At 46.2% G+C, this 19,597-nt stretch carries 16 protein-coding genes; 8 read left to right on the top strand and 8 right to left on the bottom strand.

The window, feature by feature from the left end; translation table 11 throughout:
* Positions 1-199: 199 nt before the first annotated feature.
* The 5 genes from AC4E8D_RS01190 to AC4E8D_RS01170 form a co-directional block, all read right to left on the bottom strand.
* Positions 200-1,243: an SPFH domain-containing protein gene (locus AC4E8D_RS01190; RefSeq protein WP_490205752.1), complete on the bottom strand. Its 1,044-nt coding sequence runs from the start codon at positions 1,241-1,243 to the stop codon at positions 200-202.
* Positions 1,244-1,291: 48 nt separating this feature from the next.
* Positions 1,292-2,089 carry a TPM domain-containing protein gene (locus AC4E8D_RS01185; RefSeq protein WP_490205751.1) on the bottom strand — a complete coding sequence of 266 codons (798 nt, stop codon included), beginning with the start codon at positions 2,087-2,089 and terminating at the stop codon, positions 1,292-1,294.
* Positions 2,086-3,117 (bottom strand): TFIIB-type zinc ribbon-containing protein, encoded by a 1,032-nt coding sequence (locus AC4E8D_RS01180; RefSeq protein ID WP_339306440.1) that lies wholly within the window; start codon positions 3,115-3,117, stop codon positions 2,086-2,088. The genes AC4E8D_RS01185 and AC4E8D_RS01180 overlap by 4 nt, the downstream gene beginning before the upstream one ends.
* Positions 3,118-3,153: 36 nt before the next feature.
* On the bottom strand, positions 3,154-3,858 hold the full coding sequence (locus AC4E8D_RS01175; RefSeq protein WP_339306438.1) for a PspA/IM30 family protein: 705 nt from the start codon (positions 3,856-3,858) through the stop codon (positions 3,154-3,156).
* Positions 3,859-4,160: 302 nt separating this feature from the next.
* Entirely contained in the window at positions 4,161-4,379 is a 219-nt protein-coding gene (locus tag AC4E8D_RS01170; protein ID WP_221822307.1) for a hypothetical protein, read from the bottom strand.
* Between the two features lie 227 nt (positions 4,380-4,606).
* Between AC4E8D_RS01170 and AC4E8D_RS01165 the strand changes: the two genes are divergently transcribed.
* From AC4E8D_RS01165 to AC4E8D_RS01135, 7 genes are all read left to right on the top strand, one after another.
* Positions 4,607-6,289, top strand: coding sequence for a PrpR N-terminal domain-containing protein (locus tag AC4E8D_RS01165; RefSeq protein WP_490205750.1), 1,683 nt, complete (start codon positions 4,607-4,609; stop codon positions 6,287-6,289).
* 166 nt (positions 6,290-6,455) lie between these two features.
* Positions 6,456-7,442 (top strand): 2-keto-3-deoxygluconate permease, encoded by a 987-nt coding sequence (locus AC4E8D_RS01160; protein WP_169482134.1) that lies wholly within the window; start codon positions 6,456-6,458, stop codon positions 7,440-7,442.
* A 97-nt stretch (positions 7,443-7,539) separates the two neighbouring features.
* The gene (locus tag AC4E8D_RS01155; RefSeq protein ID WP_221822309.1) at positions 7,540-8,835 is read left to right on the top strand and encodes a four-carbon acid sugar kinase family protein; all 1,296 of its coding nucleotides are present in this window, start codon (positions 7,540-7,542) and stop codon (positions 8,833-8,835) included.
* Positions 8,832-9,833, top strand: a complete 1,002-nt coding sequence (gene pdxA / locus AC4E8D_RS01150) for a 4-hydroxythreonine-4-phosphate dehydrogenase PdxA (protein ID WP_237178320.1) — start codon at positions 8,832-8,834, stop codon at positions 9,831-9,833. Before AC4E8D_RS01155 ends, pdxA begins: the two co-directional genes overlap by 4 nt.
* 333 nt (positions 9,834-10,166) lie before the next feature.
* The gene (locus tag AC4E8D_RS01145; protein ID WP_221822311.1) at positions 10,167-10,733 is read left to right on the top strand and encodes a TetR/AcrR family transcriptional regulator; all 567 of its coding nucleotides are present in this window, start codon (positions 10,167-10,169) and stop codon (positions 10,731-10,733) included.
* Positions 10,734-10,856: 123 nt separating this feature from the next.
* Complete coding sequence (locus tag AC4E8D_RS01140; RefSeq protein ID WP_221822312.1) at positions 10,857-11,978, top strand: ABC transporter permease; 1,122 nt, start codon at positions 10,857-10,859, stop codon at positions 11,976-11,978.
* Positions 11,978-12,661 carry an ABC transporter ATP-binding protein gene (locus AC4E8D_RS01135; RefSeq protein WP_221822313.1) on the top strand — a complete coding sequence of 228 codons (684 nt, stop codon included), beginning with the start codon at positions 11,978-11,980 and terminating at the stop codon, positions 12,659-12,661. Before AC4E8D_RS01140 ends, AC4E8D_RS01135 begins: the two co-directional genes overlap by 1 nt.
* A 202-nt stretch (positions 12,662-12,863) precedes the next feature.
* Here the strand turns inward: AC4E8D_RS01135 and AC4E8D_RS01130 are convergent, their stop codons facing one another.
* Complete coding sequence (locus AC4E8D_RS01130; RefSeq protein WP_490205749.1) at positions 12,864-13,724, bottom strand: AraC family transcriptional regulator; 861 nt, start codon at positions 13,722-13,724, stop codon at positions 12,864-12,866.
* A gap of 199 nt (positions 13,725-13,923) precedes the next feature.
* On the opposite strand from AC4E8D_RS01130, the gene AC4E8D_RS01125 reads away from it, so the two are divergent.
* Positions 13,924-17,097 carry an alpha-mannosidase gene (locus AC4E8D_RS01125; RefSeq protein WP_490205748.1) on the top strand — a complete coding sequence of 1,058 codons (3,174 nt, stop codon included), beginning with the start codon at positions 13,924-13,926 and terminating at the stop codon, positions 17,095-17,097.
* A gap of 109 nt (positions 17,098-17,206) precedes the next feature.
* Here AC4E8D_RS01125 and AC4E8D_RS01120 read toward each other — a convergent pair whose 3' ends face one another.
* Positions 17,207-18,061 (bottom strand): aldo/keto reductase, encoded by an 855-nt coding sequence (locus AC4E8D_RS01120; RefSeq protein ID WP_221822316.1) that lies wholly within the window; start codon positions 18,059-18,061, stop codon positions 17,207-17,209.
* Positions 18,062-18,226: 165 nt separating this feature from the next.
* A complete protein-coding gene (locus AC4E8D_RS01115; protein ID WP_221822319.1) occupies positions 18,227-19,471 on the bottom strand; it encodes a macrolide family glycosyltransferase in 1,245 nt (414 codons plus the stop codon).
* Positions 19,472-19,597 lie beyond the last annotated feature (126 nt).

The following is a 19,597-nucleotide window of genomic DNA, read 5'->3' as shown; positions in this document are numbered from 1 at the left end:
CTCTCCTTGTGTAATGGATTAAAGATATTTGTTTTGGTGTTATTTATATTCAAATTAAATATCTTAAGTTAAAGATAAATGATTTGTGATCGGTTGTCAATACTTTTATACAAACTAAAATAATGAATCCAAACAAAAAAGGGCTAGCTCCGCAATAACTCAACCACTGCTGGACTAGCCCTTTTTTGTTTGGATTTAATTAGCCCAGCTTTTGACCACAATTTGGACAGAAGTTGGCTCCTTCATTTTTGGCTCCACAGTTCGGGCAGAAGTTTGGCTTCTGGTTGCCTTCTGTAGATGAAGAGTTCCCTGAATCACCGTTGCTATTTCCCGCTGGTTTCTGGTCGTTATTTTGATTCTGAGACGAATTGGAGTTATTGTTCTGGTTTTGGGCTTGGTTCTGGTTCATGTTTTTCATCATTTCATTGGCCATGTTCATACCCATCATCATGCCCGCCATATCTGAAGCCGCGCCGCCGCCCTGTACTTTACCGGATGAGATGCCGTCTGTCATGCTGACCTGCTGATACTTTTGCAGATTACCAATCATCTCATGCGAAGCGGTCTTTGTAATCATATCCTGAATCTCTTTTGGATAGTTGAAGCTCATCACTTGGAAACCGGTAATCCCAATGCCGATGTCCATCATCTGCATATCCAGATCTTCCTGAATCCCTTTGGCAATATCCGATGCATTGGCCTGCAGGTTGAACATATCCTTCCCTTCGCGGCTAATCCACTTCATTAGAAGCTGATCCAGCACAGAAGTGATTCGGATTTTGACATCCTCCACCAGATAACTCTGCTTGATGCCTGCAATCTTATCAATCAGGGTTACATAGTCACTTACTTTAAAATTAAATGTACCGTTGGCCCGAATCGGCATCCCGCCCGGGAGCTGTGGTGTTGGAATCAACACCGGACTTTGTGTGCCCCAGCGCACGGTGAACTCTTTAGTATTTACAAACAAGACTTCGACCCGCATACCACTGTTGAATCCGAATTTGAATCCTTTTAGTGTAGAAAGGAATGGAATGATCTCGGAATCGATATTAAATGAGCCTTCGTCCTCGAAAATGCCTTCCACTTTACCGTTATTCAGGAAAATGGCGTCCTGACCCGAACGGATGATCAATTTACTCCCCTTCTTGATCTCCCGGTTGCTCCATTTCCAAAATATCATGTCATCTCTGAATTCTTCCCATTCCACCACATTCGAAAACTGATTTCTGAAAAATCCCATACTAATTCCCATCCCTTCTAATTAAAAAATCCGCATACTCAGTAGTGACTAGAACGAACCTCTACTTCCACTGTGTGAATGACCGCCTCGGGAGGTACCCCCGCCTCCTCCACCACCGTTGTTATTGTTCTTCTCGATCTTGCGCTTGGTTACGGTTGTGCGGATATAACGATCCTGACGATCAATTACACTGGAATTGCTTGAATCCTCATACGTTGCACGATTGACCGTGACACGTCCCCCGGAACGATAGGTCATCATACCAACAACAATACCGCCAAGAACCACAGACACTCCCAACTGAAACCAACCGTTAAACAAAATATTGTTCGGATTCACACCGGGTTCATACCCCATATATTTGTAAGAGAGCTCAATATATTTCTCAAATGCGAGTTTATAATCCCCACTGGACAATTCAGAGGTAATTCGGGTACGGATAGCATCAAGCCGCTGATCGCTCAGATATTCTTTTGCCTTGTAAAATCCAGCCAGATACACTTCACGATTATTCATATCCATCGTCAATATGACTGCATTACCAAATTTCTTATCGTAACCTAATCCCTGCTCATCATAAAAATCTTCTGTTAAGAGCATAACATCCTGATTCTCAACATTATTTGTTGTCAAAATTACAAAGTCCGTCTGCCGTTCCGCGCCATACTGATTCGCAAGTAGATTCAATTCACTTATCTCCTGCTCACTCAGCAGGTCGGCCTCATCGTAGATGAGATTTTTGTTCTCCGCTGCGGATGCCGATGACATGGGAATCAACGGAGCGACAAGGGTGATCATAAGTAAAATGAGCGCAGCCATCACGGCCAGAGGGGTTCTTTTTCTCATAAGAATCCACCTCCCATCATCCAGGAAACCAGCTTCAGTGACAGCAACGAGACCGCAGAGACTCCTGCGAACCATCCGGCCACTTTGGCTTTGCTGATCGGTGGTTTCCCGACCACTTTCCCTGTCTGACCATTCATGGCAAAGGTATACTGTGCCCGATTGAAGTCATAGTTGACCATCCATACCGGGAGCAGCACATAATCCGCATTTTTGAGTGTGGTATCAATCTGTTTGTCCGTGTAGCTCACACTGCTATAACCGGATACGGTTGAAGCAATATAAGAGTCGATGTACGATCTCGTTTTATCCTTGGCCCGTGGGAAAAGTTCCTCGTCCGTATAACTGTATTTTTCCGCAATGTACCCCGCCAGATACGGTGTCTTGAACAATTTCAACTGATTATATGGAAAAGGCTCGAGCTTATCCATCAGTTCATCCTTCATTTTCTCCGATGCATCGATGGGCAGGTTCACGTAATTCAGCCGAATCCGGCGGTATATATCGAAATGCTGTGTTTCCGTGTAATGGTAATCGCCCTGGGTGTAGGATCTGACCTTGGTGCCACGACCATGCACTTCGATTTTGTTATGTAACTCATACAACCAGAACGGCACGTACATGCCGGTAATGCTCTGAATCCGATCGGCGGACATGAAGCCACTTGGTGTTAATAGGCCATTTCTGCACCACTTTTTGAAAGCCTGCTTGGCTTGATGCTTGTTGATCGAAAAGGGAATCACCATCGCGGGGGCCAGATTGCCCGTCAGCCGATCACTGAGTACAACCGCTGCACCGCAGAAACTGCATGTCGTCGCACTAGTCTCCGGCTCCGTCACGATGTCAGCTCCACAGCTGTTACAGTGGTATTCCTTGACCTCATTCTCGATGAATACTTGTCTCTTCAAAGGATCGGGGATCTGCTCTATGTTGTCCTGACGGCCGCAGCTGGGACAGGATAATGCACCTGACACACTGTCAAAGATCATACCACTGCCGCAGTTTGGACATTTATATTCAATAACCGGCATCTGCTCACCTCAATGTTAACGAAATGGTGTAACGTACTACTTATTCTTCAGCTTTTCCTGAATCGTTGCGAGTTCTTCCTCCGCACTTGGCGACGCATTCTCATTATTACCCGCATCTGCGTTCATGTCCCTCTCCAACTGGGCAATTAATTCGTCCAAATCATCTTCCTGTGTCCCAGCACGAAGTTCTGCCAAAGCCTCTGCTTCGTTCAGCGCCTGATTCGCCTTGTCTTCCATGGCCTTCAATGCAGCATCAGCTCTGCCCGCAAATGCATTCCGTTCATTAGCCTGTTGCTGCGCCTTTGCATCTGCCATGCGACCTTTCAGTTCTGCGTGCCTTGCTTCCAGTTGTCCCAGATCTGCAACCAATTTATCATTCATATGCTTCATCATCTTCGCTTTAGCGGAAGCACGTTCATAGGCAACCTGTAATTCGTTCAATTTGTCAGCCAGCTTCACTTTCTTCTCCAGAAAACCGCGTGCCTTATCTTCGTCTCCCGACTCCGCCGATTTTTCCGCATACCGCTGTAACTTCTTGACCTCGGCGCTGCACTCATCGAATGCTCGCTTCGCACGGCTCTCATCTGACAGCACCGCTGCCGTCTCAGCCTTCACCTGGCCCAGATCACTGCTCAGGCTGCGCATATATTCATTCACACTCTTCTCCGGGTCTTCCGCCCGCGACAACATGTGGTTCACATTCGCCTTCATCACGTCTCTAAACCTCGATAAGATTCCCATTACTTGTTCCTCCTCCGAAAAGTTCATATGTATACTATAATACATGAATACGCCCACATACGTTTCACATTTCACGATGGCAGCTGGAGTTACTACGATTCAAAGTCGTACTATAACAACGTAATATAAGAAGGGACGAGCACTTATAGTGTCGCCTTATAATCAAAAAAATCACTCATAATTATCAGTATCAATCTTCCTCAATCACAGTTCGTTAATGAATTGTATACTTTCATCTGTGATCCGATCTCGATCGGTATTAAGGTTTTAATTTTGCTCCCATTCTACAAATCCCTAACTAACTACGGTTCAACCGGAAGGCTCTCCACCGCTGTAAAAAACACATCCAGTAGCTCAACGTTGTACGTAATGCGGACATATTCGGTTATTAACGCCACATCCTCTTCCCTCTGATACTCCAGACATGGACGGCCCTCACTCCAGAGCACCCTGCACGGGTACTTCCCGACAACATCCTTAATGATCTGATCCGGCTCAGCTACTTTATGAATGTCTCCCATATGAAATCTCCTCATTTCTCTACACTTAACGTGTGCAATTATCGTTAATTTTGAAATACATAACAATTCGGTTCAGTGCACTTCATCACATTCGACTCGGAGAGTTATCGCGGCATATCACACAGGCATTTTACAGATGTGACAGTGTTGGTTCCCCCATAGGTGCCATTCCTTCGCAAGTTGGCTATAATAAGGGGATCAAAGTTTTCTATAAAGGCAGGAAAAATATGCGTACACGAGTTCACTTTATTGCTCCCTACGAATCGATGATTCCTATTATACAAGAGTGCATTCCTCGCTTTCCCCAGTTAGCCATTCAGACGGACGTGGGCGACTTGGCGAACGGTGTGGAATTAGCAACCCAAGCTGAGAAAAACGGTGCAGAGATTATCATCAGCCGCGGCGGAACCGCCCAACTCATTAAAAAAGCAGTGACCATTCCCGTCATTGATGTGCAGTTATCGGGCTATGATATGATTCGTTCACTTACCCTGGCAAGCCAGTTTAACGGCCAAACAGCCATTGTTGGCTTCTCCAACATCACCTCTGGTGCACAATCGATTATTGATCTGATGGATCTGCCCCTCAAGGTCTATACCATACATAGCTCGGAAGATGTGGCACGATTGCTCCTGGAGTTGAAGGCTTCCGGGTACCGACAGATTGTCGGAGATGTGATCACCGTCAACACCGCGAAGACCTATGGTCTGGAAGGATTGTTAATCCAATCGGGCCAGGAATCCATCCTTAGAGCGATGGAGGATGCACAGCTGGTCTATCGTTATTTGAGCAAAAATCATGCGATATCGATCATCCTGAATGACCTGGTTACACGGGAACATCCCAATTTACTTATTTTAAATGAACGGAATGAAGTTGTATTCGAGAATCTGACCGATTTTGAGAAAAATCCGCTGACCGATAATCACATATATCTGACCAACACCAGTCTGGAATTCCATCAATCCCAGATCCAAAATGTGTTCATGGTGGACGATTACCAGCTCACGGTTAACGCCTATGAAACGACCCTGGACAACAAGAACTACAAGGTGTATATGCTGGAAAAAGGACAACCCTATGCCTTTGCACAATTCGGCATAACAACTTTTACGGATGCATCGATGGAGCCCATTGTTGCTGATTCCCCTGCCATGCAGGCGGTATTACAGAACATTCGGGCACTTTACGAGAATCACGAACCGATCTATCTGCAGGGTGAAGCAGATTCCGGTAAATCTTTTCTGGTCAAACATATTCATCAGATGTACTCCGGTGGCGGACTGTTATTACAGATGGATCTCACGCAAGTTCCGCCCGGTCATTTGCATAAGATACCACTCGCCAAGGTTAGAAATGTAGAGATTAACCAAATGGAAACACGTATGGAAGATCCGGAGTTGCTCGCCTTTATCCAGAGTTGCCTTCAAAACCAGATAGGGGTGTTTATACTCGGGGAACAGATATTAAACCCGCAGTGGTCACTTGATCTTGAGCTCAATACAATCATGATGCCAAATCTTGCGGATAGACCAGAGGATCTGGCCCCACTGATGCAGCACTTCCTTACAGATTACTACCAGAAATACGGAACTACTGCGGTGAGGATAAAAGAAGATGCACTCCAGCTGATCCGGGATCAGATCACGAATATGAACGTCAACCAGTTGAAACACCTGATCAAGCAGGCTGCACTCAATGAACAGGATTATGTAATTACCACGGCTACCTTGTCCCGCTTGCTGGATCAGCAACCTTCTTCAAGCCCAATGAAGTTGAACGGTACGCTGAAGGAGATTGAGAAAGAAGTTATTCAGTTCGTGCTTCAGGAGGAAAATAACAATCAATCGAAGGCAGCAGAGCGTCTGGGGATTAACCGGGCCACATTATGGCGTAAACTTAAAGATTAACTTTAAGTTTGCGTCTTTTTTATCGCTTCTATGTGTTGCATTTTTAAACAGTTAACCAAGTATTTAAAATTTACAATAATTTATTGTTGCTATATTAAACGATATGGGATAATATAATCCCTGCAAGCGCTTCATAAAAACGATTACTTCATAAGGAGCTACTACTATGAACATTAAAGCAACTTTAGATCGCATCCCTGGCGGTATGATGGTCGTTCCCCTGTTACTTGGTGCAACCATCAATACATTCTTCCCGAATGCCCTACGCATCGGTGGATTCACGGAAGCTCTCTTCGTTAACAGTTCCAGTACGTTGATCGCGCTGTTCCTGTTGATTGCGGGTACACAGATTACGTTCAAAACAGCGGGCTCATCCGTCGGCAAGGGCGTTACCTTGCTGGTCGTCAAGTGGGCGATCGGTGCAGCACTCGGTCTCGTTGCCATTCTATTTGCTGACTCAAGTGGGTTATTCCTGGGTCTTGCCCCACTGGCCATTATTGCAGCAATGACCAACTCGAACGGTGGTTTGTACATTGCACTCGCTGGTCAATACGGCAAAGAAGATGACAAAGCAGCCTATCCGTTCCTCGCACTCAGCGATGGTCCATTCCTAACCATGGTAGCGCTCTCCATCTTCGGTGCGATGGGCTTTGCCAACGGCATGTTCTCTCCTATGGCATTCGTTGCTGTATTGCTTCCGCTCATCGTTGGTGTCATTATTGGTAATCTGGACCGCAATCTTGCGGAGTGGCTGCACAAAGGCAGCGACAAACTTGTTCCGTTCTTTGCCTTCTCACTGGGTATGGGAATCAACTTCTCGTCGATCATCCAAGGTGGACTTGGTGGAATCATGCTTGGCGTTCTGACCGTTCTTCTCACAGGTGGAATTGGATTTCTGCTCTTTAAAGCCATCGGCTGGAATCCCATCGTGGGTGCTTCCGAAGGTTCAACTGCCGGGAATGCCGTAGGTACACCTGCTGCCATCGTTGCTGCTAATGCTTCATTTGGCCCGATTGCCGAAATTGCAACGGTACAGATTGCAGCGAGTGTTGTTACTACGGCCATCCTGTTACCGATCTTCATCGGGTTCCTCTCCAAACGACTGGAGAAATCAGGTGGAGTCGAGAAATACAATCAACGACCAACCACATAAATGGGTATATCACCTGATTTAATTTGCTTAATCTGTGCTTAATGGATGATCTGAACGGACTTTTTATTAAATTGTGCTTACAAGGAGGGATGACTGCATGAAATTAGCCATTATTGCAGATGATTTGACCGGTGCCAATGACAGCGGGGTGCAGCTTGCCCGTCACGGCTTGAAGACCAGTGTTCTTTTTAATATGGATGAAGGCCCTCTTACACGTTACGATGCCGTCGTCTTTGATACAGATAGTCGTTCCATATCCTCGCAGGAAGCGTATGACCGTGTATATCGGGCTGCTGAATTGTTGACGAACAACGGATTTGAGACGATTTTCAAAAAAATGGACTCCACCATGCGCGGTAATATCGGCATCGAGATTGATGCTGTATATGATGTCGTAAAGCCGGACTTTATGATGATTGCCCCGGGATATCCAAAAAATAACCGGACGATATTGGAAGGAATTCATTACCTGAACGGCGTCCCGCTGGCAGATACTGAAATTGCCCATGATCCGAAGACACCTGTAACGATTTCCTACCTTCCGGACTTGTTGAAACAACAGACCAAGTACGAAGTTGGCGAGATCACCGTCGCCGATCTGGAAGCCGGGCAGAATCATATTCGCACCAAGCTAGAACAGTTGAAAACAAATAACATCCCGTATGTAATGGTGGACTCCACCGAAGAAAGACATCTGGAACTGATTCTGCAGATGACTCGCGAGTTGGAGTATACGTTTACTTGGGCAGGTTCGGCGGGTATTGCCAATTATCTCCCCGCACATTACGAGTTGGAATCCAGGGCTGCGTCACTTGATATCCCGGAGAATCCCGGTCCAATCCTAACCGTGGTTGGCAGCGTGAACAAAAACTCCCGCGAGCAGCTGCATCGCTTGATGCGCAAGTCCCGCGTAGCTTCAGTCTCCTTCCATTCCTTCAAAGCGGTATCCGCAACCGCAGACCGCGCGGAAGAGATGGAACGTGTCTATAACGAGGTCCGAGACAAAGCGCTGGAAGGACAAGATGTTGTCCTCTACTCCACCGCTGAACAAGTGGATATCGAACTGGCACGGGCAACGGGCGAAGTTCGTGGTCTCAATCACACGGAAGTCAGCAACGAGATTGTACTTGCGATGGGTGAGATCTGTGCCAGACTGCTGGAAGAGGGACTGTTCAAAGGGGTATCCATGACTGGCGGCGATACGGCAAAACAAATCTGTCTGAAATGGAATATTAGCGGCTTCGAGCTGCTGGATGAGCTTGAAATCGGCGTGCCAATCTCCAAGTTTATCGGGATTGATGATCTGCATGTGATTACCAAAGCAGGCGGGTTCGGTAAACCGGATGTCTTTATCCATGCGATTCAAAAATTAAAAGGAGGTATTCTCGTATGAAACCTACAATTGGAATTACGATGGGCGACGCAGCAGGTATTGGACCGGAGATTATTATGAAAGCACTGGGTCATCAAGAAATGTACGATCAGTGCAATCCACTCGTTATTGGTGATGCAAAGATTCTGGAGCGTGTGTTGCCAGTCATCGGCTCAAGTCTGAACGTTAACGCGATTCAAGAGCCTTCTGAAGCCAAGTATGAATTCGGTACTGTGGATGTGATTGATCTGAACCTTGTTCCTGCGGATCTGGAATATGGTAAAGTATCTGCCGTGGCTGGGGATGCAGCATTCCAGTTTCTCGCCAAAGCCATTGATCTTGCCAAAAAACAGCAGATTCACTCCATCTGCACCGCGCCTTTGAACAAAGAAGCTCTGCATCAGGGTGGGCACCTGTATCCGGGGCACACCGAGATTCTGGCAGACCTGACGGATACGCAGGACTTCTCGATGATGCTGACCACGCCTAATCTGCGCGTTATTCACCTGACAACACACATGGGTCTGATCGATGCCATTGCGAGTATTAACCCGGAAAGAACCTACACCGTTGTGAAGCTTGCTCATGATACGTTGAAAAAAGCAGGCTTTGAGAATCCGCGCGTTGCCGTATGCGGAATCAATCCTCATGCCGGAGAGAACGGCTTGTTCGGTAACGGTGAAGAAGAAGAGAAACTGCAGCCCGGCATTGAGCGTGCGCAGCAGGAAGGCATTAACGTCGTTGGTCCACTGCCGGCGGACACACTCTTCTTCCGCGCTGGTCGCGGTGACTTCGATATCGTTGTAGCCTGCTACCACGACCAAGGCCATGCGCCGATCAAGGTAATGGGCATCGAGGAAGGCGTAAACATCACCGTTGGCCTGAAAGGTGGCATCATCCGTACATCCGTTGACCACGGTACGGCATTTGATATCGCTGGTAAAAACATCGCCGATGATAAAAGCATGCTGGCTGCCATCCGCTCTGCTATTGAGCTGGCACCAAAGGATCAATTTTAAGAGTAGCTTTATATAGAAGTAGAAGGCAAACCCTCTGTAACTTAGAGGGTTTGTCTTCTTTGTATATGGTCCCCAAGTTTATAATTAAGCGAAAAGTGATTGGCTTGAGCAACCCGATTACAATATGACCTTCCCAATCGCTGGTATACCGGATTTTTCAATTGGATTAACACCCATTATTAAGACAGCTGGTCTGTTTTGTAGGATGCCTATCAAACATATGCTAAACTGGTCATAGTAAACTAAAGAAGCGCAGTACTTCTTCATTAACAACACTCATCGATCGCCTGAAATTTACACATAGATTTTAAACGATAAAAAGGAAGAGATTTTATGGGAAGAAAACAATCTTTTACTGAGACAGAGCTACTGGACACAACAAAAAAATTAATACTTGAGCATGGCTACGACGGTTTTCATCTCAAGCTACTCTCACAGCATCTGTCTGGAGCCCGGAGCACGATATATCAATATTACGCTAATAAAGAAGAGATTGTTGCTGCTTGTATGAAGCGCTCCATATCAACCGTATTAGAGAATTCATTAGCCATTGATGAGACAGATCCAATGGATGCTCTCGAACAATTGCTCCTCATTTACGCAGAAGAATCTACGCTCCATCAACTTTTGGGAGATGCCAGTAAAATTAATACGACTAATTCTTCCGCAGCAGCGAGAGATATTGAATTTATTGAGAAAGCACATATGACTCTTAAAATTCAATTATCACGCTTGTTTGAACGCGCTCAGCAGGATCAAGCCCTGCGACAAGATATTCCTCTACCTGTACTTATTGGTGTTTTCTTCAACTTAATTAATACGCCTAATATGCTAAATATCCCTACGCCTGATTGGGGAAAGCTGCTCTTCCAAATGTGGATCGGAGGAGCCAAGAGCTAACTTTATTCTTGGATTAAATTTGACACATGTGTCATTTATATCGTTTAATTATACAAACCACGTTGCCACACCTCTAATTTGACACATGTGTCAATAAAAACGAAAGAAGGAGTTGAACAGATCATGTTTTTAGCTATGAAGGAATTAATGCATAGTAAAATAAAATTCCTAATGATTATTATTATTTTCGTACTAATGGCTTGGTTAGTCTTTATTTTATCCGGTCTGGGGAATGGATTATCTACGCTAGCTGCCTCAACATTCAAGACCATGAAGGCTGATTATGTCATCTTTGAAGAAGGGTCACAGTCTTCAATGAGCAAGTCGCTGCTGTCAGATCAATTGGTTGCTGAGGCAGAAAAGCTGCCAAATGTGGATGCTGCTGCACCCATGGGAAGTACGATGGCAACGGCACTGAAAGAGAATAACACCAAGAATGAAGATAAGGTAGATATAGCGATTATAGGAATTGACCCAGGAAGCTTTTTGGAACCAGCTATTGTAGAAGGTGAAAGCCTGTCTTCCGAGAACCCTACGGGTGTCGTGGTGAATTCAACCATGAAAGATGAGGGCTATCAACTTGGGGACACGTTTCAACTGGATGGAACGACTGAATCATTGACAATTATCGGATATGTGGAGAATCAGACCTATAACCACGTCGCATCCGTATTTACTCCAATGGATGAATGGCGGAAGATTACCTTCGCGGCTCCAGGTTCGGATAAAGGAGTTACAGGACCCGTGAATGCGATCATGTTACAAGGCAAGGATATCGAGCCAAATGTAATTAATAACATGCTATCAGGTACGGATACGGTCACCCGAGCGGCAGCCGTTCAAGGTATGCCAGGGTACAAAGAAGAGAACGGTACAATACTAATGATGCTTGCATTTTTGCTTGCGATCTCCGCATTTGTGCTTGGGGTATTCTTTTATGTCATCACGATGCAAAAGACCAATCAGTTCGGCATTATGAAAGCGATCGGTGCCAGTAACCGATTCTTGGGGAAAACCATTATCTCGCAAGTGTTTGTACTTTCACTGACTAGCATTGTTATTGGAATCTTGCTGACCTATGGGACAGCAGCGATCATGCCAAAAGGTATGCCATTCAAGCTGGAAACCAGTCTTGTTGTCACGTATTCTGTTATCCTGCTCATTATCGCTATGTTAAGTTCGATGGTTTCTGTTCGTAAAATTACAAAGATTGATCCGCTCAAGGCGCTCGGGAGGGTTGAATAATGGTTAAGGGATTGCACATGAATGAAGTCACCATGTATTATGCCGAAGGAAACAATCAAATCACTGCACTCGATCATGTATCCATATCAGTAGAGCCGGGAGAATTTGTTGCTGTGGTTGGACCTTCCGGTTCTGGTAAAAGTACGTTCTTATCTATTGCTGGAGCCATGCTTAAAGCCTCTGAAGGAGAGGTTCAACTAAATGGGAATAACATCTCTGCACTTACTGAGAAAGAACTGTCTAATATTAGGTTACAAGAAATTGGGTTTATTATGCAATCTTCGAATTTGGTTCCCTATTTAAATGTTCTTGATCAATTGCTCGTGGTAAAAAGAATGTCTGGCAAGGTTGGAAGGCAGGATAAGGAATTTGCCTCTAAGCTGTTAGAGGAACTGGGTCTGGGTTTGAAGTTGAACAGTTTCCCAGAAGAGCTATCAGGTGGTGAGAAGCAACGGACAGCAATAGCTCGTGCTTTAATGAATAATCCCAACATCATTTTGGCGGATGAACCGACAGCAAGTTTAGATACCAAACGAGCACATGAAGTGGTCAGTCTAATTGCACACGAGGTGAAATCACGCCAAAAAGCAGCCATTATGGTTACCCATGATGAGCGCATGCTTGAATATTGCGATAAAGTATATCGGATGAGTGATGGAGGATTATCCCTGGCAGAATCATGAATATATGGACCAAACAATATACCATTTCTCTTCTCTATTCTTTCTTTTATAAAAAGCTTCTATTCAGAAAAGAGTAACATGTTAAGTAGATTTTAGGTCTGTCCATCACTTTCCTCGTCCCTCTCACTCTAGGCTCCCAAGTGGTTCGGGTCTCTCACCCACAAGCATAACTTCACGCTCTCTCTGCGAATGTCTGCTTCGGCTATGCACTTGGTGACATTCCGTTCTGTTTGTTGAAGATGCGATTGAACTGGGAAAAGCTTGTGAACCCACACTGTGCAGCAATATCTGTGATTTTCTCACTCGAATTCAGCAGCAATTGCTGGGCATTCCGAATACGGGTCATCTGCACATACTCCGTGAAGGTGAAGCCGGTAACCTTATTGAATTGGCGAGACAAGTGATGGGCACTTACATAAAAACGCCTGGATACCTCGTCCAAAGATAAATCCTGTTGATAATGGCTGTGAATATAAGAGGCAATGGCATACATGCGCCTGGACATCGTTGATCCAGTCTCTTCACGCACATACCCGTTCTCTGGTGAGTAACGATGAAGAGCACAGAGAAACTCCACGAACTTGCTATGAATCATAACCGATTGAAGGACAGAAGGCTGCTGCGATATAGCAAAAATATCATTGATCGGCGCGAGGACTTCCTTGCGTCTTTCTTCTGTAAATCGGAATATCGGGACCGGTTTATTAAAAATCGAAAACAGCTCTGTGTAACCGCTCTCAAGACCAGGTGTATTACGTGGCATGGCAAAGGTGATCATCAATCGTTTCGGCGGAGCACCCTTCGGATATTGCGTTTTATGCAGCAATGAAGGCCGCAACAGAACGATATCCAGAGGCTGGATCTCATATAAACTGCCTTCAATGATGTGCGCAGCCGTGCGATCGAGAAGGATACAGATTTCATAGAAATCATGGAAATGCTGAAATTCCATATTCAGTTCATGGGAGCGCTCGTCATAATCCAGATGATAAAAAAGTGAATCTCCAGGCTGGTTCACATGGATCGCATATCCTTGCTCGTATGCCAAAACCGATGGTGTCATGGACATGCCCCCTATCCTGATTCTAATGATTTTATTTTAGCATGAAATGCAATAAAAAGACGTTATTTTCAGCATACAATACATAGTTTCGCCCATTTCTCTTTTGTTATGATAGAGTTGATATGTTAGCGCTTGCAGTATTATCACTCCAACAACGACTACAGCCTGTACTTACTACAAACCAAGGTGGGAAACCAACATGAAAATGAATTCCTTGTATACTCGAATCCATACCATTGTGAAACACTTGGAACGTGCACGACTAACCTCAAAGACATATATCCCTGAGCTTTATCATAAAGAAAGTGGTTACCACTCCTGGGAACTGGTGCATGAGGACCCTTCCTCCTGGAACGTATTTCGTAAGGGTGATGGCTGGGGTGGTAAAGATGTACACAGCTGCTTCAAAACCAAGATTCGCATCCCGGATCATATGGAAGGAAAAAAGGTCGTGTGTGCTATCGTCACCGGTGCTGACGATATCTGGAATTACGATAATCCGCAGTTTCTGGCATTCCTCAATGGGGAATTAATCTGCGGTCTGGATGTTAACCATACGGAGATTGACTTGACTCCATCCGCGGTGAAGGGCGAAGAGTTTGAGTTGGCATTATATGCGTATTGCAGTACGTCTGCCGCGGATGTTTTTCTAAATGTATATATCGCCGAGCATCATCAGCAAGTCTCCGATTTGTATTATGATCTCAAGGCTGCGCTGGATGCTGCGGATCTGCTGCGTGAGGATGATCTGGAGCGGCTGAAGTTGGTCGAACATCTGAATAAAGCCGTGAATCTGCTGGATTTGCGTCAGGAAAACAGTGCAGAATTCCATGCGTCGGTACTGGAAGCGCGCCGATATCTGCAAGATCATGTCTATGGTGATATCCGCCCTGCCGGTGATCACATCCCTACCGTGCACTGTATCGGACACACGCATATCGATGTGGCATGGCTGTGGACGCTGGATCAGACTCGGGAGAAGGTCATTCGCAGCTTCGCCAGTGTACTGTATCTAATGGACAAGTTTCCAGAATACACGTTCATGTCCTCTCAGCCCCAGCTGTATGCGTACCTGAAAGCAGATTACCCGTCCCTATATGAGAAAATCAAGGAAAAGGTGGCCGAAGGCCGCTGGGAAGCGGAAGGTTCAATGTGGCTGGAAGCCGATTGTAACCTGATTTCGGGTGAATCTATGATCCGTCAGATTATATACGGGAAACGTTTCTTCAAGGAAGAATTCGGCGTGGAGAACCGTGTGCTCTGGTTGCCGGATGTATTTGGTTATAGTGCAGCGATGCCGCAGATTATGCGCAAGAGCGGCATTGATTATTTTATGACAACCAAAATTGCCTGGAATGATACCAACCAGATTCCAAACGACACGATGTACTGGCGAGGAATCGACGGATCAGAGGTCCTCACCCATTTCATCACAGCAACAGACTATGACAAACATCCTGATTTCAGGCAGCGCCGCTTCGAAACGACCTATAATGGACGGTTTAATGCTTCGCAAGTAAAAGGCACGTGGCAGCGATACCAGAACAAAAACATCAATGCAGATGTCCTGCAATGTTTCGGATTCGGGGATGGCGGCGGCGGACCAACCGAAGAGATGCTGGAGCATGGCAGACGACTCGATGTCGGATTGCCAGGTGTACCCGCGGTGAAACGTACCTTTGTACGCGAGTTTTTCGAGAAGCTGGAGCAAAATCTGGCGGATGTTCCTTCCGTTCCCCGCTGGTCGGGTGAGCTGTATCTGGAGTATCACCGGGGTACCTACACGTCCATGGCGCGCAACAAACGGTACAACCGTCATAGCGAATTTGCACTGGCCGATGCCGAGCTGTATGCCATGATTCATCGTCAGGCGAATGCACTGGCAACCTATCCAACCGATGCACTGGAGCATGCATGGAAGCTGACGATGCTGAACCAGTTCCATGATATTCTCCCGGGCAGCTCCATTGAGCAGGTATATGTGGATTCCAAAGAGCAATATGAAGAAGTGCTGCGTGTCACGGATGAGCTAAAAGACAGTGCACTTAACGGCATCGCAAGCCGAATTACATCTGATGGGGAAGCCATTGCGGTATTTAACACCACCGGATTTGTACGGACGGATGTGGTTGAGCTGCCTGCTTTTGCAAGAAAAGTAACCGTCTACGATGGAGATCACCCTGTACCAAGCCAGCGGACTCCCGAAGGCGGACTTGTGTTCCTTACAGAGAACGTGCCTGCATCTGGATATAAATCCTTCCGAATCACACCGGATCTGACAGACGAGCTTGTTGCGGGAGTTTCGGTTGCACAGTGGGAAGCAGATCGGCGCCATATCCATACACCTTGGTACGATATTCACCTGAATGAAAGTGCTGAGTTCACATCCGTATGGGACAAGTTGGAGGGCCGTGAGCTGCTCCAGTCTGGCAAGCGTGGTAACGTGCTGCAAGTGTTCGAGGATCGACCTGCGGAATACGAGGCATGGAACATTGACGATTATTATGAACAGCATATGTGGGAGATTAATGACCTGCAGTCGCTGGAGTGGGTTGAAAGTGGGCCGGTACGTTCCGTGCTTCAAGTGAAGCGACAGTTCCTGGACTCGGTCATTGAGCAGACGATCATCTTCTATGCGCACACACGCCGGATTGATTTCCGTACGTTTGTGGATTGGAAGCAGGAGCATTTGCTGCTGAAAGCCGCCTTCCCGCTCGATATCTGGAGTGAAAAGGCCGTCTACGAAATCCAGTACGGCAACGTTGAGCGTGCTACCCACCGTAATACGAGCTGGGATCAAGCCCGGTTTGAAGTATGCGGGCAGAAGTGGGCCGATCTGGCGGAGAACGGGTACGGTGCTGCTCTGCTGAACGACTGCAAATATGGATATGACATTCATAACTCGGTGATGCGACTGTCGCTGATCAAGAGCGCAACGTACCCGAATGAAAATGCCGACAAAGAGCAGCACGTATTCACCTACGCGCTCTATCCGCATCAGGGCGACTTCCGTGAGGGACGTGTCATCCAAGCCGCTTATGATCTCAACCGTCCGCTGGTTGCCCGTGAAGTAAGACCGCAAACCGGTACCTTGCCGGGAACATGGTCACTTGCATCGGTCGATCAGGATAATGTCGTGCTGGAGGTTATCAAAAAAGCCGAGAACAACGATGATATGATCATCCGTCTCTATGAAGCACACGGCCGTCGCAGCTGTGCTTCCCTGCAATTGCCTGAAGGAGCAGGTGCTACGGCGTACGCTTGTGATTTGCTCGAGAACAACGAAGTAGAATGCGCCGTGGAAAATGGTCGATTTACTTTTGATATCAAACCGTATGAGATTCTGACCTTCCGTATCCCTGCCGGACACTAAACAGAACTTACGTAACATGGAAAACTGCAACAATGCTTACTATGCTTCAACAATAAAGGGCTGCTTCCTGTCATATCTGACATGGGAGCAGCCATTCATTTGTCGTTCTTTAAAATTCTTCGTACTCGCTTGGGTCCTGATCCCACAACCGTCCATCCGGACGATTAAATGCAGAGATGAGCTGCATCTCTTCTGTGCTCAACTCAAAATCGAATATATCGATATTTTCCTGCTGATGCTGCAGGGAGCCGGCTTTCGGAATTGGAATGGAACCCAGCTGAACATGCCAGCGCAGAATGATCTGGGTTGGCGTTTTGCCATGCGTTTCCGCGATCCGAAGAATATTCTCATCCTTCAGAATATCCTGTACGGCATCATTGCCACGTCCGATTGGACTCCAGGACTCGTTCACAATGCCATGCTTTGCATCTTGTTCTCGCTGATTAGCTTGGTCGAAGAACGGATGCAGCTCAATCTGATTCAGACTCGGCGCTATCCCCGTTTCCTTAATCAGCCGTTCATTGTGCTCAGGCAGGAAGTTGCTAACTCCAATGGATCGGATATATCCACGTTTTTTGGCTTCGATCAGCGCTTGCCATGCCTCGACATACATGTCCTTTTTCGGATTGGGCCAGTGAATCAGATACAGGTCGTAATAATCTAGATCCGCTCTGTACAGGGATTCCTGGATTGCCACAAGTGCTTTATCATGAGCGTGATAACGCCCCGGCAGCTTCGAGGAAATAAGCAGATCCTCTCTGGCGATGGAGCTTTGCTTGATTGCTCTGCCCACCGTTGCCTCATTCTCATAGTTATACGCCGTATCAATTAATCGATAACCCGCATCCATTGCCGACGCAATCGATTTAACGCCTTCTTCACCTTTTAAACTATAGGTACCAAATCCAATTGCAGGCACTTTCAAGCCATCGTTCAATGTATATTCCGGAATATGATGATTCATCTGAAGACTCTCCTTTGCAAAAGGTATACGAACAATATGGTAAAAATAATGCCCCTCTCCGTTTATCTACCCCTCCATACGCGCTTGAATCAATTGGAAGTTAACACTCCGTTTTAGTCGGGTGACGGCTTCCTCGTCTTGCTCTCATGAAAGGCAGTCTCCTTTTCATTCAAACGAAGAGATGGGCGTGGCCGATAACGGCTGATTGCCTATAAAGTTCTTAATGGCCATAACAGCCTGCTTATACCCGCCAGCATCGCGTAACGTTTTCCCAATAACCCCTGCCTGTTCCCTGTAGGAGGCATTGCCGAGCACTTCTAATACTGCGTTTCTAAGCACATCGGGTGTAAGGTTATTTTTGTCCACGATGACCCCTGCTCCCAACTCCTCTACCCGGCCTGCTACACGCGGCTGATCCGATGTTAACGGGAGCATGATTAATGGTACATTGTAATACAAAGCTTCGCTGGTACTGTTCATGCCTGCATGTGTCAGAAAAGCATCTACACACTGCAACAATTCCAGTTGAGGGACATAGGGTCTTATGATGAAATTGTCAGGAATGAGATCAGCAATGGGCTCTATATCGGTATCCTTCCCAGAAGATAATATAAACTGCACAGGCAAATTACGAAAGGCCGTAAAGCAAAGCTTATAAAAATCGAGATCTTTATTTAAAATGGTTCCCATCGAAATATAAACGACCTGCTTATAAAGAGCATGCAGAGATTCATTTGCAAAAGCTGGCGCATCCTTACGAGGAATAATGGACGGGCCAGTGAACACAAAGCTGTCGTCCAGCTTGTCCCCCATGGGTTGAAAATAACGACTTGTATACACAATCTTCAGTTGTCCTGAATGCCCTGAAAGTTCCGCCAGGGAAGGTACAGCCACATCGAACTGGGAAGCTATTTGCTGGGACATTTCCACGATGCTGTTATATAACTCCTTGACCTCCTCCGTATCATCTTTCAGTTGATTGTCTGATCCAAGAGGCTCCACAAAAACAAAGGTGCTGGTTGAACATACCGTTGGTATACCTAGCTTCTCACCTAGAATTTGTCCTCCCCAGCCTATGATGGAGTCAAAAATGATATAATCGTAGGTTTCATGTTCGATCAGATTCAGAACATCTGGTATAAAGCGTTGAATCACTTTATTCAATATCATATATAAAAATTGGTAAGGATGCTTGAGTTCAAATGGCTTCATACCAGGGTTGTTGAGCAGGGTTGCCTCGTTGAAGGAGTAGGCCTTAAATTGTGCGCCTAACGCTTCAATCTTCGTCCGGTATTTTTCGGTACAACAGTAGACCACTTCATCACCGTTCTCTACCAGTTCCTTGATTAATCCAAGCGACGGATTGATATGGCCTTCTGCAGGGATCATCACAACTAATACACGTGCCACGGCACTCACCTCCATTAAATTTTCCAATGAACTCAAGTGGGGGATATGGTAACCCATTCTTCCAGACCATTGGCTTGAATAAATAAAACTCTACTACCTCATTGAGGCGGTAGAGTTCCTATTCAT

It is taken from the genome of Paenibacillus sp. SRL342, assembly GCF_984798905.1.
This window is presented reverse-complemented; position numbering and strand designations above follow the sequence as displayed.

Excerpts from the sequence above, each read along its gene's own strand:
- AC4E8D_RS01190 (WP_490205752.1), bottom strand. The coding sequence starts at position 1,243 with ATGGGATTTTTCAGAAATCAGTTTTCGAATGTGGTGGAATGGGAAGAA.
- AC4E8D_RS01185 (WP_490205751.1), bottom strand. The coding sequence starts at position 2,089 with ATGAGAAAAAGAACCCCTCTGGCCGTGATGGCTGCGCTCATTTTACTT.
- AC4E8D_RS01180 (WP_339306440.1), bottom strand. The coding sequence starts at position 3,117 with ATGCCGGTTATTGAATATAAATGTCCAAACTGCGGCAGTGGTATGATC.
- AC4E8D_RS01175 (WP_339306438.1), bottom strand. The coding sequence starts at position 3,858 with ATGGGAATCTTATCGAGGTTTAGAGACGTGATGAAGGCGAATGTGAAC.
- AC4E8D_RS01170 (WP_221822307.1), bottom strand. The coding sequence starts at position 4,379 with ATGGGAGACATTCATAAAGTAGCTGAGCCGGATCAGATCATTAAGGAT.
- AC4E8D_RS01165 (WP_490205750.1), top strand. The coding sequence starts at position 4,607 with ATGCGTACACGAGTTCACTTTATTGCTCCCTACGAATCGATGATTCCT.
- AC4E8D_RS01160 (WP_169482134.1), top strand. The coding sequence starts at position 6,456 with ATGAACATTAAAGCAACTTTAGATCGCATCCCTGGCGGTATGATGGTC.
- AC4E8D_RS01155 (WP_221822309.1), top strand. The coding sequence starts at position 7,540 with ATGAAATTAGCCATTATTGCAGATGATTTGACCGGTGCCAATGACAGC.
- pdxA (WP_237178320.1), top strand. The coding sequence starts at position 8,832 with ATGAAACCTACAATTGGAATTACGATGGGCGACGCAGCAGGTATTGGA.
- AC4E8D_RS01145 (WP_221822311.1), top strand. The coding sequence starts at position 10,167 with ATGGGAAGAAAACAATCTTTTACTGAGACAGAGCTACTGGACACAACA.
- AC4E8D_RS01140 (WP_221822312.1), top strand. The coding sequence starts at position 10,857 with ATGTTTTTAGCTATGAAGGAATTAATGCATAGTAAAATAAAATTCCTA.
- AC4E8D_RS01135 (WP_221822313.1), top strand. The coding sequence starts at position 11,978 with ATGGTTAAGGGATTGCACATGAATGAAGTCACCATGTATTATGCCGAA.
- AC4E8D_RS01130 (WP_490205749.1), bottom strand. The coding sequence starts at position 13,724 with ATGACACCATCGGTTTTGGCATACGAGCAAGGATATGCGATCCATGTG.
- AC4E8D_RS01125 (WP_490205748.1), top strand. The coding sequence starts at position 13,924 with ATGAAAATGAATTCCTTGTATACTCGAATCCATACCATTGTGAAACAC.
- AC4E8D_RS01120 (WP_221822316.1), bottom strand. The coding sequence starts at position 18,061 with ATGAATCATCATATTCCGGAATATACATTGAACGATGGCTTGAAAGTG.